Consider the following 14,272-nt stretch of genomic DNA (forward strand, 5'->3'; position numbering starts at 1 on the left):
TTTCAGTATAGTTGAGCTTATTATTGACTAGAGTCATGCTCCAGAGATGTCAGGGTGGGAAGGAGGTGCTGGCCGGAGGAAACCGTATGGACTTGTTGTTGGCAGGAGACATCGGGGGCACCAAAACCAGCCTCAGCCTTGTCAATGCCGAGGATCCCGAGCACAGCCTTTACCACTGCCGCTATGCCAGCCAAGATTACGCCAACCTCGCCCCAATGGTGGGAGAGTTTCTGGCCCAGGCTCGGCGGGAGCTGGGGCGAGATCCACAGCCTGCTGCCGCCTGTTTTGCAGTGGCCGGCCCCGTCATGGAAACAAGGGGCTCAGGGTCTGAGGGACAGACTGCCAAAGTGACCAACTTGCCCTGGGATCTGCAGTCGAGCCAATTGGCCGCAGAGCTGGGGATCCCGCGCGTAGCCTTGATCAACGACTTCAGCGCTGTGGGGTATGGCGTGCTTGCCCTCGGCGACCAGGATCTGGACACCTTGCAAGTGGGTGAGCGTCAACCGCGGGCTCCGATTGGCGTGATGGGAGCAGGCACGGGTTTGGGGCAGGCTTACCTTACCTGGGGAGAAGGGGGTTACCAAGTTCATGCTAGCGAGGGCGGTCACGTGGACTTTTCCCCGCGCACCCCTCTGGAGTGGGAGCTCTTGAGGTATTTGCAAAAACGGCACGGACGTGTCTCCACCGAGCGGGTGGTCTCAGGGCAGGGGATCGTTGCCATTTATCAATTTTTGCGGGATAGCCAGTGGGGCCAAGGAGAAGAGCAGTTGCTGGCCCAAATTGAGGCTTGGGAAAAGGGGGCCGAGCCCATCGACCCGGCAGCCCAAATTGCCAATGCTGCCATGGAAGCACGGGATCCTCTGGCGGTGGAGTGTCTGCGGCTTTTCATCAGCCTGTACGGGGCTGCAGTCGGGAACTTTGCCCTACACCTATTGCCGCGCGGGGGCCTGTTCATCGCTGGGGGGATCGCGCCCAAGCTCTTGCGCCTACTGCATCAAGGGGAGTTTTTGTCCTCGTTTTTGGATAAGGGGCGGATGCGTCCTCTTCTGGAGCAACTGTCGGTGCAGGTGGTGGTGAATGCGCAGGTGGGGCTGAGGGGAGCTGCTCGCTACGCCGCCAACCTTTGGTAGGGAGCAGCCGCTGCTACTGAGGTTGCCGCCCCGGCCCAGCAGGCGATCGCAGCAATCCCAATGGGTGCTGGAAAATCTCGCCCAGCTGCCCTTTGCCGGGATCCCAGACTTCTTCCTTGAGCCAGCAGATGGGTCAAGATGGGATTGCGCCTTTGCTTGGCTGGCCCCATACCGGAAAGCACTCCGCCTGGGGCTGCGCTATCCAACCGACAATGATTGCCACCACGCAGAGGGACTTCATAGAAACTTCATGGTTGATCCGATGAATCCAATCTTTTGGGCTTTGGGCATAGCTGTGCTGCTGGCTGTGGGCTTGGCAGCCTATCTGTTGACCGCTCGCAAATACGAGTCTCCCGCTTCCGTGGCCAAGTCTTACGACGAGTGGACTCGGGATGGGATCCTAGAGTTTTACTGGGGCGAACACATTCACCTAGGCCACTACGGCTCTCCTCCCCAACGAAAAAATTTTCTGCAGGCCAAGCACGACTTTGTCCACGAGATGGTGCGCTGGGGGGGGTTGGATCGACTGCCTGCAGGGACAACCGTGTTGGATGTGGGCTGCGGCATTGGTGGGAGCTGCCGCATCTTGGCCCGTGACTACGGCTTTGTTGTAACCGGTATCACCATCAGTCCTCAGCAGGTGAAGCGGGCCCAGGAGCTCACCCCCCCTGATCTGCCTGTCCAGTTTCAGGTGGCAGATGCCCTCGACCTGCCCTTCCCCGATGCCAGCTTCGATGTGGTGTGGTCCATTGAGGCAGGGCCTCACATGCCGGACAAGGCCCGCTATGCCCAAGAGATGCTGCGGGTGCTGAAGCCAGGGGGAATCCTGGTGGTGGCGGACTGGAACCAGCGGGACGACCGGCAAAAGCCCCTGAACTTTTGGGAGCGGCTGGTGATGCGGCAACTGTTGGATCAATGGTCACACCCTTCCTTCTCCAGCATCGAAGGCTTTGCCGAGCAGTTGGAGGCTACTGGCCTGGTGGCGGGACGGGTAGAAACCGCCGACTGGACTCAGGAGACCCTTCCCTCTTGGCTGGATTCCATCTGGCAGGGCATTGTCCGTCCCGAAGGGTTGCTGAAGTTTGGCTTGGTGGGCCTGATTAAGTCGCTACGGGAGGTGCCCACTTTCTTGCTCATGCGCCTGGCCTTCGGCACAGGGCTGTGTCGCTTTGGCATGTTCCGAGCGGTGCGGGCAGCTTGTGCTCACAGCCCCAGCTCGGACTTAGCCTGTTGGGCGGCCAGGAGCACCTCCGCATCCTCAGCCTGAGACCAGTCAGGATCGGCAATTTCGGCGTAGAACCGCTGGTCGTAGGGGCGGGTTTGCACCACCACCGGCATGGGCACGGCATGGCCCAGAATTAGGGCTTGCTGTTTGGAGTCCAACTTGGCCAGCACCGTTTTCAAGTTCTGGCTGCCCGCCACCCCTGTGAACACCGCCTCGATATCTTGGTCGTCGTTGAGGAGTGCCGTAATGCGAGTGCCCAACTGCGACATCACTTCGCTATCGATGCTGGAAGGGCGTTGATCCACCACCAGCAGCGTGACAAAGTACTTGCGCATCTCGCGGGCAATGGTGCCGAAGATGGTCTGCTTGGCCGCCCGCGGATTTAGAAAGCGGTGGGCCTCCTCGATGGTGATGCACAGTTGACGGGGCCGGTCGAGGGGATTTTTGGATTGCAAGTACCGCTCCGTCTGATGTACGTAGGCCTGGTGAATGCGGCGGGTGATGACGTTGGCAGCCAACATGTAGGAAAGCAAGTTGGACTGGGATCCAAACTCGATAACCACGTGAATGCCGCGGCTGAGGGCATCTAAAATCTGGCCGATGTAGTTGTGGGGCAGGGTGCTGCGGATGTACTTGAGGTTGTCAAGGCGGGTGAGCTTGCGCTGCAGGGCCATCATCGAGGCTTTGTTGCCCATTTTCTGTTCGCAAAACTCTTGAATCTCGGTGTTGGAAAGGCTCAAGAGGCGGCTGATCCAGTCGCGGCCAAACTCGTTGCGCAGGATAATGGCGTTTTCCAGGCTGGCTTCCGATAGGTTCAGCTCCTCTGCCAACAGGGCCAGATCCTCCACCTCGATCTGGTTGTAGGCGATGAAGAGCTCCTGCGCATCCCGCACCCCTCGCCGCCGGGTGGAATCGGGATCCAGGGTATAGATCTGTACCTGACCGGGAAAGAGCTGCCGCAAGCCCTTGACGGTGCTGGCGTGCTTGTCTTCGCTGGCTGCCTCCCAGCCATACTCGGAGTGCATGTCAAAGATCAGGTTCACCGCCGCCCGTTTGCGGATGATGCCGGCCAGGATCAGGCGGGCTAGAAAGGACTTGCCGGTGCCCGATTTGCCGAAAATGCCGTTGCTGCGCTCCACCCAGCGATCCAAGTCCAAACAGATGGGCACAGCCATGTCGAGGGGCTGGCCGATAGCAAAGTTGCGCCGCTCCGGGTCGTCTTCCCAGCCGAAGACGGTGCGAAAGTCCAGTTCCCGTGCCTCATACACTTGCGAAAAATGGGCGGGCACTGTTTTCACGGGCAGCAGCTCCATGGCGCCAGCGGAAGGGGGTTCTTGGCCGAGGGGAGCTGCCAACGCTTCTGGCCGTTCGGGATTGACCAGGGGATACAGCCTTTCCCCTTCCGTTTGCCGCGGCACCAACATCAGCATCGGGGTGAGGGCAATAATGCCGTAGGTACCGGTACCGGCCAGCACCTCCTGCAGCAAGGTCTCTTCCGGGCGGGGGGGATTGACCAGAATTTGGGGGTTGCTGGTTTCTAGGGTAACGTCAGTAAGCAGGCCAAAGAAGCGGTTGCGCTGCCCCTGGATCACCACGAATTTGCCCACCCGCAAGTCTTCTACCGAGACACCGGGATTGAGGCGAGCTTCCAGCCCTCGACTCAGGGATCCCTGAATCACGGTAGCCAAAGGTTGAGGAGGGGTCATGGCGGTGAGGCTTGGGTTCCAGATGCCTTATTCAGTTGCCCATCTGTAAGCGGGCGCTGGTGCGAGGGGCGCCATCCTGCACAATCCAGGTGCGGACGATCTCCACTTCCTCCGGCGTCCAAAAGCCCAGACGGGACAGGGGCAGCCCGCGGGCCTGAATGTAAGCAATCTCAGGGAATCCGCCGCGAGCTTGGGGGCGGTTGAGCTGAACTCTAGTCTCGACTGAATGCAGTGTACATTATATACATTCAGTATGCCCCAATTTGTAGCTCCAAAGGGAACAGCAATAGGTTTAGTGCTGAACTAGAGGTCGTACTTTGTTATTAGGATTCAAGACGGAGTTAAGACTGAACAACAAGCAAAGGACACTGGCGGCGCAGCACGCTGGGGTTGCTCGGCACGCTTACAACTGGGGACTGGAGCTTTGTAAGCAAGCTGTGGCAGAGAGGCGGAAGATTCCCACGGCAGTTGATCTGCACAAGAAACTTGTAGCCGAGGTGAAGAGGGCTAATCCTTGGTACTATCAGGTTTCTAAGTGTGCCCCGCAGGAAGCTCTTAGGAATCTGGAGAGAGCAATTAAGAGGTGGCGTGCTGGGAAGTCTAGATTTCCAGTATTCAAGAAGAAGGGGAAGCTGGACAGCTTTTACCTAGAAGGTGGGATTAGAATTTCCGGCAACAAAATCAAGGTTCCGATTTTCGGCTGGTTAGCTTGTTACGAGGTCTTGCCTGCGGTTGTGCCCAAGAATGTTGTTATCAGCCGGCGGGCCCACCGTTGGTTTATTTCCTTCAAGTATGAGGCGCCTGAGCCAGGGGAGCTGGAGAAGGAAGGGGACGTTGTTGGGGTTGACCTAGGAGTTAACAATCTAGCCACGTGTTCTGACGGGGGGACTTTTGGCAACCCCAAGCCCTATTGTAAGGCTAGGAAGCGGCTGAGGAGGTTGCAAAGGCGGTTGTCCAGGAAAGTTAAGGGGTCGCAAAACCGGCGGAAGGCAGTTAAGAAGGTGGCAAGACTCCACAAGAGAGTAGTTGATATTCGTCGGGACAACCTACACAAGCTTACTACCTATCTAGCTAAGAGGTATCGGGTGGTAATTATAGAGGACCTGAACGTCTCGGGGATGCTCAAGAACCACAAGTTAGCTAGTAGTCTAGCCGAGTGTAGTTTCTATGAGCTCAGGCGACAGCTAGAGTATAAAGCTAGGCTCTACAGCTGTCAGGTGGTAGTGGCGGATAGGTTTTATCCGTCCAGCCAGCTGTGTTCTTGTTGCCAGCATAAACAGCAGATGCCGCTGCACCAGCGGGTGTTTCGTTGTGAGAGTTGCGGTTTAGAGAAAGACCGGGATCTCAACGCAGCGATTAACTTGGTGGGGTGGTATTTTGAGGTGTATCTACCCTCAACTACCCCCAGCTTGGGGGGAAGTCACGCCTGTGGAGATCCCGCTGCCGGGGTTGGGTTGCAAGCCCAGCTAGGCAAGGGTCGTAGAAGCAGGAAGAAAGCATCAACGCTGGTCGAAAGTCCACTTTTGTCCAATGTTGTTTAAGTCTTTCGGAGCGGTTAATGGCGTTGAGGATGTAGGCGTGGCGGCTCGTCCACCGGGGATTGATCAACTCGCTATTGGGATCCCCGGGCCTGACATAGGCCATCGTGGCCTCATAACTGTCCAGCAACTGGGTGCGCTGCCGTCCTGCCGGCTGATGGCAACCCACACAACTGGCTTCTAGCAGCGGTTTGACATCCCGTTCGTAGGTAAATTGCGGTTCGGTGCGAAAACTCAGCTGAATGGCCTGCTCGAGGGGCAGCCCCTCTTGGGGAGAAAGCGTGAGGGTGTAACGGGTGCTAAAGCGCAAGGGATCCCGAGGCTTAAGCAACAACTCGTCTCCCTGCACATCAAAAATAACCGCTGCCGGCGGATCCAACTGAACCGCCAGACGTTGTAGATTGGGATCCAGTGGCCGATTGAATTGCAGCCGAATGACTCCATCCACAAAAACATCCTGCTGTTCGGGGGTAGGCTGGGAAGACACCCACTCCAAAAATGCCTGACTTTGAGAAGCATTCGACTGAGGCCAAACTTGCCGATGAGACTCGATGACAAAGAACGCTGCTGCCAACAACAACAGCCCCGCCCAAGTTCGCCACCGCCGCCAATGGCGAAAGACATTTTGTACGGTCGGAGTGTTCATTGTTGCAGACTCAATTCAACTATTGTCAGAATAGCGAACTTGCCCACACTTCAGCCACCGATGGGATACAAAGTGCCAGGGATCCCCAGCGGATCATGAGGATCCCTTGTTCTGAAAAGTAGAAAGACAATGAGCACCGGAGCGAAGGGAAGAGGTCGCTGCTCCCAAGCCCCTGAGGGCTAAAAAGAATACCGAGGGCTTTACCCTGGCTGAGATGAGATCACCAGCAGGGAAAAGCATCCAGGGAGGCAGCAAATCAGTTGACCCGCTCCAGCTTGATGTTGTGGTGGCCCAGCTTGATCTCAAACTCATCTCCGGGCTTGAGGCCCATCTTCTTGGTGTAGGCAGCTCCGATCAGGAGGTTGCCATTCTTATGAACCGAAACCCGGAAGGTAGGAGCGCGGCCACGGGATCCATTTTCGTCACTAGCGCCGAGATCCACGCCAACGGCCTTCAACAGGGCGTTGTTAAACTGCATCAGATTCACTCGCTCCTGACCATTCTTGGTGTAGGTGACATAACCACAGGCGCGAGCTTTTTCCTTGCGATCCGCATTTCCCATTGAAGTTACCTTGTCGAGGAGCTCTTGGCCAGTGAGTGGTTTTGGTTTACTGGTTGTAGCCATATCGAGATGGTTTTAGGGACAACTGTTAGTGTAGCCAGAAACAAACAGGGATTGCAACAGAGTTTGATCCAATTCCTTCTTATTACAGGGAATAAGTCAGCGACCGCAATGGGATCTGAGGGGTGGTTGCGCAAAACAGCAGTGGGGAATTCCCTCTAAAGGCCAGAACCTGTGGGGGAGACTTTGGCTGAAATGGGGAATGATAGGCTCTCAGGCCCTATTCTCGACAGGGTCATCCGTCCAAGTCAAAGTATCTTTGGGCGAGGGATCCCCGCTTTGCCGCCGGAATTGAGCAAAAGCAGGGAAACTGGAAACAAGGCTGTTTGCGTGTCACTCAATATGGATCCCTTTTGGTCAGGGCGGCGTCTCCTCATTGGGGTGAGTGGGGGGATTGCTGCCTACAAAACGGCAGCTTTGGTGTCTGCTCTGGCGCAGCAGGGAGCAGAGATCAAGGTGGTTTTGACAAAAGCTGCGGAACATTTTATTTCTCCTTTGGCTTTTGCCACCTTGTCTCGCCAACCGGCTTTTACGGATGCCGCCTTTTGGCAAGCAACACGAGGACGACCGCTGCACATCGAGTTGGGGGAATGGGCGGAGGCTCTCCTCATTGCGCCCTTGTCGGCCAACACCTTGGGCAAGTTGGCTCATGGGCTGGCGGATAATTTGCTCACCAATGTGATCCTGGCTTCCCGGTGTCCGGTGGCGGTGGCACCGGCTATGAATACGCAGATGTGGAAGGCAGAGAAGGTAGCCGAGAATTGGCAGCGGCTACACCAGGATCCCCGTTTTTGGGCCTTGCCGACGGCCAGTGGCCGCCTGGCCTGTGATGCGGTGGGGGAAGGGCGCATGTTGGAGCCGGAGGCGCTGCAGGAGTATGTGCGGGCTTTGCTCTGGACAGGGGGGAAAAAAGATTGGCAGGGCAAGCGGGTGTTGGTGACGGCGGGGGGTACACGGGAGCCCATTGACGCGGTGCGTTTTATCGGCAATCCGGCCAGTGGTCGGATGGGCGTGGCATTGGCGGTGGCGGCGGCCTGCCGAGGAGCGACGGTGACGCTGGTCCATGGGCCGTTGGGGATCCCTTTTGATCCAGCGCCCTTCGCCATTCGGGCCATTCCGGTGGAGACGGCAGCCCAACTGGAGGCGGCTTTGCAGGCGGAATTTCCCCAGGCAGATCTCTTGTGGATGGCTGCTGCTGTGGGGGATGTGCGCCCCTCTCAGGTTTACGCGGGGAAGCTGCCCAAAGCCGATCTACCCCAGATGTTGCCGTTGGAGCCGATCCCTGACCTGCTGGCAGCTCTGGCCCGCCACAAACGCCCTGGCCAACGCCTCATCGGCTTTGCCGCCCAAAGTGGGGATCCCTTGCCACCGGCCAGAGAGAAGCTCCGCCAGAAGGGCCTGGATGCTATTGTGGCCAACCCCATCGACCAACCGGATAGCGGCTTTGGCAGCAGCCACAACCAAGGCTATTGGATCCCCCAGCAGGGAAGTCCAGAGCGGATCCCATTGGCAACCAAGCCAACCCTGGCCCACCGGCTGCTGGATCTGGCCCGGCAATTGGAGTTGGGCTACTTTAGTTAAACTCCCTCTCCCTCTCCCTCTGGAAGAGGGGCCGGGGGTGGGGTCTGTGCGGTACAGAACGCTAAACTTCCCGGAATAGCTGTTCGCGAACTGCCTCAAGAACCTGTGTAAAGCCACAGGGGCAAGCCCGAGGTGCTCACTTCAAACTGCAGACGGGCCAAGGCTTCTGCTGCCGGCAGAAATCGAGACCAACCTCTGCGCCGCGGGAGCAGGTCGTAGAACTTCGCATCCGTCGGCAAACCCGCCAGCTCTGCCGCCCAAAGGCGGGCATCTTCTTCTGTGCCCAAGCGATCCACCACACCCAAGTGGAGGGCCTGCTCTCCGCTGAAAATGCGGCCATCGGCAAAAGTTTTGACCACATTCAAACTCAACTTGCGGGCAGCAGCAACCGTCTGCACAAACTGGCCGTAGGTAATGTCGATCAACTCTTGCAGGATGTTTCGCTCTTCTGGGGTCAGCTCGCGATCAAACGAGAGAATATCTTTGTAGGGGCCAGACTTAATCACCTTAAATGAAATCCCCACCTTATCCAGGAGGCGTTCGATATTATTGCCTCGAATGATCACGCCAATGCTACCGGTGATCGTTCCTGGGTTGGCGACAATTTTTTCGGCTCCCATGGCAATATAAACCCCCCCAGAGGCGGCAATGTTGCCAAAGCTGGCGACAATACGGGTGCCCTTTTTCTCTCGCAAACGCAAGAGGGCATTGTAGATTTCTTGGGAGTCGGCCACCGTCCCGCCTGGACTGTCGATGCGCAGCACCACAGCAGGGATCTGGTTTTCTTCCACTTCTTTCAGGGCCTTGAGAACCCGCTCGCGAGTTTTGCCATCAATGGCCCCTGCCACCTCAATGCGACCGATTTGCCGGCGCAAACCACCCAAGAATAATCGCTTCAGCATGGAAAAGAACTGGATAGGGATAAGTGCATATTCTGTATCATGAATGGCGGCTCATGGCTTGGTCAACCAGTTGCCTAGACGTTGCCATACACCGGGATCACCGCCCCTCGCAGATCCCGCGCTGCTTCTGAGACCAAAAAGGCAATCACCTGCCCGATGGACTCTGGCTTTACCCACAGCTCGGCTTGCTCGGATCCCATGGCAGCTCGGTTGGCCGGCGTGTCGATGATGCTGGGCAGGATGACGTTGGCTGTGATGTCTGTGCCTTGGGTTTCGGCGGCAATGGTACGGGTCAGGGCCACCACCCCTGCTTTGGAAGCGCAGTAGGCGGCCAATTGCGGGCCCGGCTCCACCGCTCCTCTGGATCCCACCGTTACAATCCTCCCATAGCCCTGTTGCCACATTCTGCGCAGGCTGTGCTTGCAGGTCAGAAAAGTGGTGGTGAGGTTGAGGTCGAAGTCGCGATACCAGTCCGCCAAGCTGTACTCGTGGGTGGGGCCCATGGCAAAGCCCCCCACCAGGTGGATCAGCCCATCCACGCGGGGTAGGTCGGCAATGACGCGGGCAACCGCCGCCTCATCTGTTAAATCCACTTGCACAAAGCGAACCCGATCCAGAGCATTGGCCGGCAGGCGCTCCCGCAAAATGGCAAGATCTTTCTCTTGGCGATAGGTCAAGGTCAGCTCTGCGCCGCTGGCCAGCACCACGGGAACCACCCCCAAACCCAGCCCGCCTGTGCCGCCGGTCAAGAGGATTTGCTTGCCTTGGTTGCTTTGCATGGATGCACCTGCATTGGCGAAAGGGATCCAGAACAAGATCGGGAAGGGACTTCAAAAACCCCAGAGGATGTTTGGGTTCGTCCAACTGAGCTTCCCTCTCTTACCCTACCCTGGTTCCTGCTCCTCTTGAGGAACAACAGCCCTTTTGGGCGCTTTCTCCAGCAGCAGGTCGCTCAAGGCCAGCCAGTGGGGCAGGGCCAGCTCTTCGGCGCGGGCATCGGGGTTGAGGCGGAGCTGAGCCAAAGCTGCTGCAACCGCTTCTCGCTCCACCAAGCTTCCCAGGGCATTGACGAGCTTCTTGCGACGGGTGGAGAACCCCTGTCGAAGGAGGTGGTTAAACCAGCAGGGATCCCGGACGGGGGTGGGGGCGGGGCGGGGGGTGAGGCGAATCACAGCAGATTCCACCTTGGGGGCGGGCTTGAAAGCGGTGGGGGGCACCCTGCAGATCAGCTCGCAATCGGCCAAATACTGCGTCCGCAGGCTCAGAGCACCATAGGCTTTGCTGCCGGGGCCGGCCTGCAAGCGCTCGGCCAGCTCTTTTTGCACCAGAAGGACAATGCGCTCGAACTGCCGAACCGGCTGGGCCGGGGATCCCAGTACCTTTTCCAGGATGGATCCGGTGAGGTTGTAGGGAATGTTGGCCACCAGCAGGCGAGGCTGAGGGGGCAACGGCAGGCGAAGAAAATCCCCTTCCACCAGGTGGAAGCGGGGCTGGTCGGCGAAGCGCTTTCGCAACAGCCGGCACAGATCCCGGTCGATCTCCACCGCCACCACCTGGGCGCCCTGGGCCAGCAATCGCCGCGTCAGTTGGCCGGTGCCGGGGCCGATCTCCAGCACCCAAGTGGGATCCGCCCCTCTCTCCAGATCATTCAACTGGGCAGCCCGCAAAATCGCCTCGTGAACAGCGGGATCCTTGAGCCAATGCTGACCAAACCGTTTACGAGGATAGGGCAACCGAGCGGTACCCAGAGGGGTTGCAGGAGCAATTGCCGGGTGGGTCATCGCTTGGCTGAGTTGGGAACAGAAATCAAGTTGGGATCCGCATCCTCAGGTCTATCTCGGGCGGGTTGAGCAGGGAGCGCCTCTGGGTTCGGATCCCCGCTCAGGAGCGGCTTGCGGTAGAGGGGCACCGTAAAGGTGACGGTGGATCCCAGCCCTTCGCCCAGGCTGTAGAAATTGATTTCCCCTCCCATCGCCTCCACCAGGCGTTGGCTGATGGCCAGGCCCAAGCCCGTCCCCCCATATTGGCGGGTGGTGGAACCATCCACCTGTGTGAAGGCCTGAAACAGCTTCTGCTGCTTTTCCAGCGACACGCCGATCCCGGTGTCGATGACGCGGATGCGGGCCAAACCCGGGTTGCCGGGCAGGATATCCGCTCGCACGGTTACCGAGCCCTTGGGGGTAAACTTGATGGCATTCCCCACCAAATTGAGCATGACCTGCAACAGGCGTTGGTAATCGCCCAAGAGCAAAATCTGATCCGAGGTGTTGGGCAGGTGGAAGCTCAGTTGTAGGCCCTTTTGGCTGGCCTGCAGGCTAGTCTTGGCCTCCACATCCTTAAACAAAGCTCGCAGGTCGCAGGGCTGGAACTCCAACTGCATTTTGCCCGCCTCGATCTTGGCGATATCCAGCACATCGTTGATTAGGGCCAACAGGTGCAGGGCAGAGCGATAGGCCTCTTGCAAAAAGTCCAGCTCCTCTTCGCGGTTTTCGGCCATCCCGTCCAGCACCAGCTTGATAAAGCCGATGATCCCGTTGAGAGGGGTGCGCAGCTCGTGGGAGGTGTTGGCCAAGAATTGGCTTTTCAGTTGGTTGGCCGATTCCGCTTGGGCACGGGCCTGCTCCAGCTCCTTATTTTTCTGACGCAGAGTTTGGTTGGCTAACTGCAAGCGGGTTGCCAGTTGGCGACTTTGATCCAGCAAAATGGCGTGGGCAATGGCTGCGCCCAGGTAGGTGGCAATGCTCTGGAGTACCTGAATGTGGCTTGGCTGCCAAACAGGAACCCTGTTCGGATCCAGCATTTCCAGCCAGAGCAGGCTGTTGGCGTAGCCCTGGTAAGACATGGCAATGGCCAGATGTCGCCCCGCCTCCACCGGCTCTTCCTGTCTGAGGGCCTGCAACAAATGGGGGTAATCTGCCAGCTTCAGGGTCTGGTGGAGCAGGGAGGGATCCCCAGGATGGCGGCGGTACTCGGCATTGACCGTGAGGGAGTCTTGCCCCACCTCGTAGAGGGCCATCAGGCAGCGATCTACCTCAAACAGTTGCCCCAACTGCTCCACGGTCTGCTGGCACAGTTGCCGGATATCCAGGGAATGCCGGATGTTGCGCACCAACTGCGTCGTGATCCCCTGTACCGGATCGGCCGGGAGAGCATGGGGCTGGCTGTTGGGGCTGCTGGTTCCTCCGGCCAACGCAAAAGGCGTAGCCCCCAGCAACTTGCCCACTGCCGCAACCGCCACCACCTCCCCTTCCATGTCCCGTACAGGGTTGAGAGAAAGATGCAGATGCAACTTGTAGCGGGGCGAGAGCACCTGACATTCGTAGGAGAGGGGATCCCCGCTTGCAAACACCTGGTTGAGCTTAGCCTCATACTCCCCGGCGTTGGTCACCTCCCAAACTTGCTGTCCGCTCACGATGTGCTGAGGGTGGATGCCATATTTCTCGGCATCTTCCCAGTAAAAACTCCAGAAGCGCCTCTGGCGATCCTGCGTGTAGAACATCGGAGTGGGTCGGAGCACACCCATGGGGGAGGAGACCACCATTGCGTTAGGGGAACACAGGCCAAAACTCAGGTTTTTCCAGAGGAAGCCGGGCTGGCGGGATCAGAGGCCGGGCGGGTTAGTGGGGCAGAGTCCTTGTTGAGGCGGGCGAAGATCATGCGGCCTGCTGAGGTTTGAATGGCGCTGGTCACAACCACAGAGCGGGTTTTGCCCACAGAGCGCTGCCCTTCTTCCACCACCACCATGGTGCCGTCTTCCAAGTAGCCTACCCCTTGACCTGGCTCTTTTCCTTCGCGGGTGATCTTGATATCAAAGCTGTCGCCGGCAACATAGATGGGCCGCAGCGCCTCGGCCAACTCATTCACATTCAGCACCTTGACCCCCTGCAGAGCCGCCACCTTCTTCAGGTTGTAATCGGTGGTAAGCAGCGCTCCCCCCACGGTTTGGGTGAGGCGCACCAGCTTTTCGTCCACAGTGCTCAGATCCGGATAGTTGGCTTCGTGAATAACGAAACGATCGGGGTAGGCTTCTCGTAGAGCCTGCAGCGTATCCAAGCCTTTGCGGCCCCGCTCTCGTTTTTGGGCATCGGCCTTGTCGGCGATGGTTTGCAATTCCGTCAGCACAAAGCGAGGAACCACCAGGGTTCCTTCCAAAAAACCTGTCTCGATTAACTGGGCCACTCGGCCATCGATGATGGAGCTGGTGTCCAAAACCTTGGCCGTGGCAGCCACCACATTGCCCTCCGCCCAGAGGGCTGCCTGCAAAGCATAGTTGGGGTTAAACAGCCGCAGCAGCGAGGGGCCGTGGGTATCGGCCAGGCTGACCCCCAGATAGGCAAAGGCCAAGCTGAAAAAGACCGAAGCCAGTGGCTCGAGGAACCTGTTGAGTTGGGGAGGCAAGGGCAGCAAGTACACAGGAGCCATGGCCAGATTGGCGATCACCAAGCCGATCACCAACCCCACCGAGCGGCTGATCAACACGTCCGGCGGCAGGGAGCGCACATTGGCCTCAAAGCGACGGTAGCTCCAGCGCACCAGGGATCCCAGAGCCAGTCCTGCCAGCACGCCAAAGCCGCTGGTGACGACACGGGCTCCTTCCACATTGGCTCCCTGAAGGGCGGCAGGAGGGAGCAAATCCAGGCCGTAAAACCCGAGGCCAGCCCCGGCCAACATGAAGATCGCGATCAGTAAAGCGTCTAGCATAAGAAAAAAGACGGCCCTGCTGAGTGGGTGATGCTGCTGGGAATAGGCAAATCTGCTTCCTACTCATTCTAGTCGTCTGGTGTTGGAGGGATCCGGACAACCAAGCCAGCCCTCCCCCAGAAGGATTCAGACTATGCTGAAATCATAGCGATCCCTTGCCAGCTTGAGGGATCTGTGGAGCATGCCTCTAACCCTCAAAACCCTGAACTTTGCTGAATTTA

General features: G+C 58.2%; 11 protein-coding genes and 1 pseudogene. 4 read left to right on the top strand and 8 right to left on the bottom strand.

From position 1 onward, the window contains the following. Positions 1-86 precede the first annotated feature (86 nt). The gene (locus NW843_RS11260; RefSeq protein WP_414522979.1) at positions 87-1,130 is read left to right on the top strand and encodes a glucokinase; all 1,044 of its coding nucleotides are present in this window, start codon (positions 87-89) and stop codon (positions 1,128-1,130) included. A 262-nt stretch (positions 1,131-1,392) separates the two neighbouring features. Further along, a complete protein-coding gene (locus tag NW843_RS11265; RefSeq protein WP_414355484.1) occupies positions 1,393-2,397 on the top strand; it encodes a methyltransferase domain-containing protein in 1,005 nt (334 codons plus the stop codon). On the opposite strand, the gene NW843_RS11270 is transcribed toward NW843_RS11265, so the two are convergent. Then, complete coding sequence (locus tag NW843_RS11270) at positions 2,334-4,061, bottom strand: helicase HerA domain-containing protein (protein ID WP_414522980.1); 1,728 nt, start codon at positions 4,059-4,061, stop codon at positions 2,334-2,336. The two genes, NW843_RS11265 and NW843_RS11270, sit on opposite strands and share 64 nt — an antisense overlap. A 317-nt stretch (positions 4,062-4,378) precedes the next feature. On the opposite strand from NW843_RS11270, the pseudogene NW843_RS11275 reads away from it, so the two are divergent. Beyond that, positions 4,379-5,368: pseudogene (locus NW843_RS11275) on the top strand (RNA-guided endonuclease InsQ/TnpB family protein); the annotation flags it as partial. A 91-nt stretch (positions 5,369-5,459) separates the two neighbouring features. Here the strand turns inward: NW843_RS11275 and NW843_RS11280 are convergent. Both NW843_RS11280 and NW843_RS11285 read right to left on the bottom strand, forming a co-directional pair. Further along, positions 5,460-6,245, bottom strand: coding sequence for an Ig-like domain-containing protein (locus NW843_RS11280; protein WP_414390242.1), 786 nt, complete (start codon positions 6,243-6,245; stop codon positions 5,460-5,462). A gap of 256 nt (positions 6,246-6,501) precedes the next feature. Next, positions 6,502-6,870, bottom strand: coding sequence for an AbrB family transcriptional regulator (locus NW843_RS11285; protein WP_011432615.1), 369 nt, complete (start codon positions 6,868-6,870; stop codon positions 6,502-6,504). Positions 6,871-7,209: 339 nt separating this feature from the next. Between NW843_RS11285 and coaBC the strand changes: the two genes are divergently transcribed. Further along, on the top strand, positions 7,210-8,448 hold the full coding sequence (gene coaBC, locus NW843_RS11290) for a bifunctional phosphopantothenoylcysteine decarboxylase/phosphopantothenate--cysteine ligase CoaBC (RefSeq protein WP_414522985.1): 1,239 nt from the start codon (positions 7,210-7,212) through the stop codon (positions 8,446-8,448). A gap of 95 nt (positions 8,449-8,543) precedes the next feature. Here the strand turns inward: coaBC and sppA are convergent, their stop codons facing one another. The 5 genes from sppA to NW843_RS11315 form a co-directional block, all read right to left on the bottom strand. Next, positions 8,544-9,350, bottom strand: coding sequence for a signal peptide peptidase SppA (sppA, locus tag NW843_RS11295; protein WP_011432617.1), 807 nt, complete (start codon positions 9,348-9,350; stop codon positions 8,544-8,546). A 74-nt stretch (positions 9,351-9,424) separates the two neighbouring features. Next, positions 9,425-10,129, bottom strand: a complete 705-nt coding sequence (gene fabG / locus NW843_RS11300; protein WP_414522981.1) for a 3-oxoacyl-ACP reductase FabG — start codon at positions 10,127-10,129, stop codon at positions 9,425-9,427. A gap of 105 nt (positions 10,130-10,234) precedes the next feature. Continuing rightward, positions 10,235-11,131 carry a 16S rRNA (adenine(1518)-N(6)/adenine(1519)-N(6))-dimethyltransferase RsmA gene (rsmA, locus tag NW843_RS11305; protein WP_414522982.1) on the bottom strand — a complete coding sequence of 299 codons (897 nt, stop codon included), beginning with the start codon at positions 11,129-11,131 and terminating at the stop codon, positions 10,235-10,237. Continuing rightward, the gene (locus tag NW843_RS11310; protein WP_414522983.1) at positions 11,128-12,873 is read right to left on the bottom strand and encodes a sensor histidine kinase; all 1,746 of its coding nucleotides are present in this window, start codon (positions 12,871-12,873) and stop codon (positions 11,128-11,130) included. Before NW843_RS11310 ends, rsmA begins: the two co-directional genes overlap by 4 nt. Before the next feature lie 44 nt (positions 12,874-12,917). Beyond that, the gene (locus tag NW843_RS11315; RefSeq protein ID WP_414522984.1) at positions 12,918-14,051 is read right to left on the bottom strand and encodes a PIN/TRAM domain-containing protein; all 1,134 of its coding nucleotides are present in this window, start codon (positions 14,049-14,051) and stop codon (positions 12,918-12,920) included. Positions 14,052-14,272: the final 221 nt, after the last annotated feature.

Origin of the sequence: Synechococcus sp. R5-12 (assembly GCF_047502655.1) — a bacterium.
Taxonomy (GTDB): Bacteria; Cyanobacteriota; Cyanobacteriia; order Thermostichales; family Thermostichaceae; genus Thermostichus.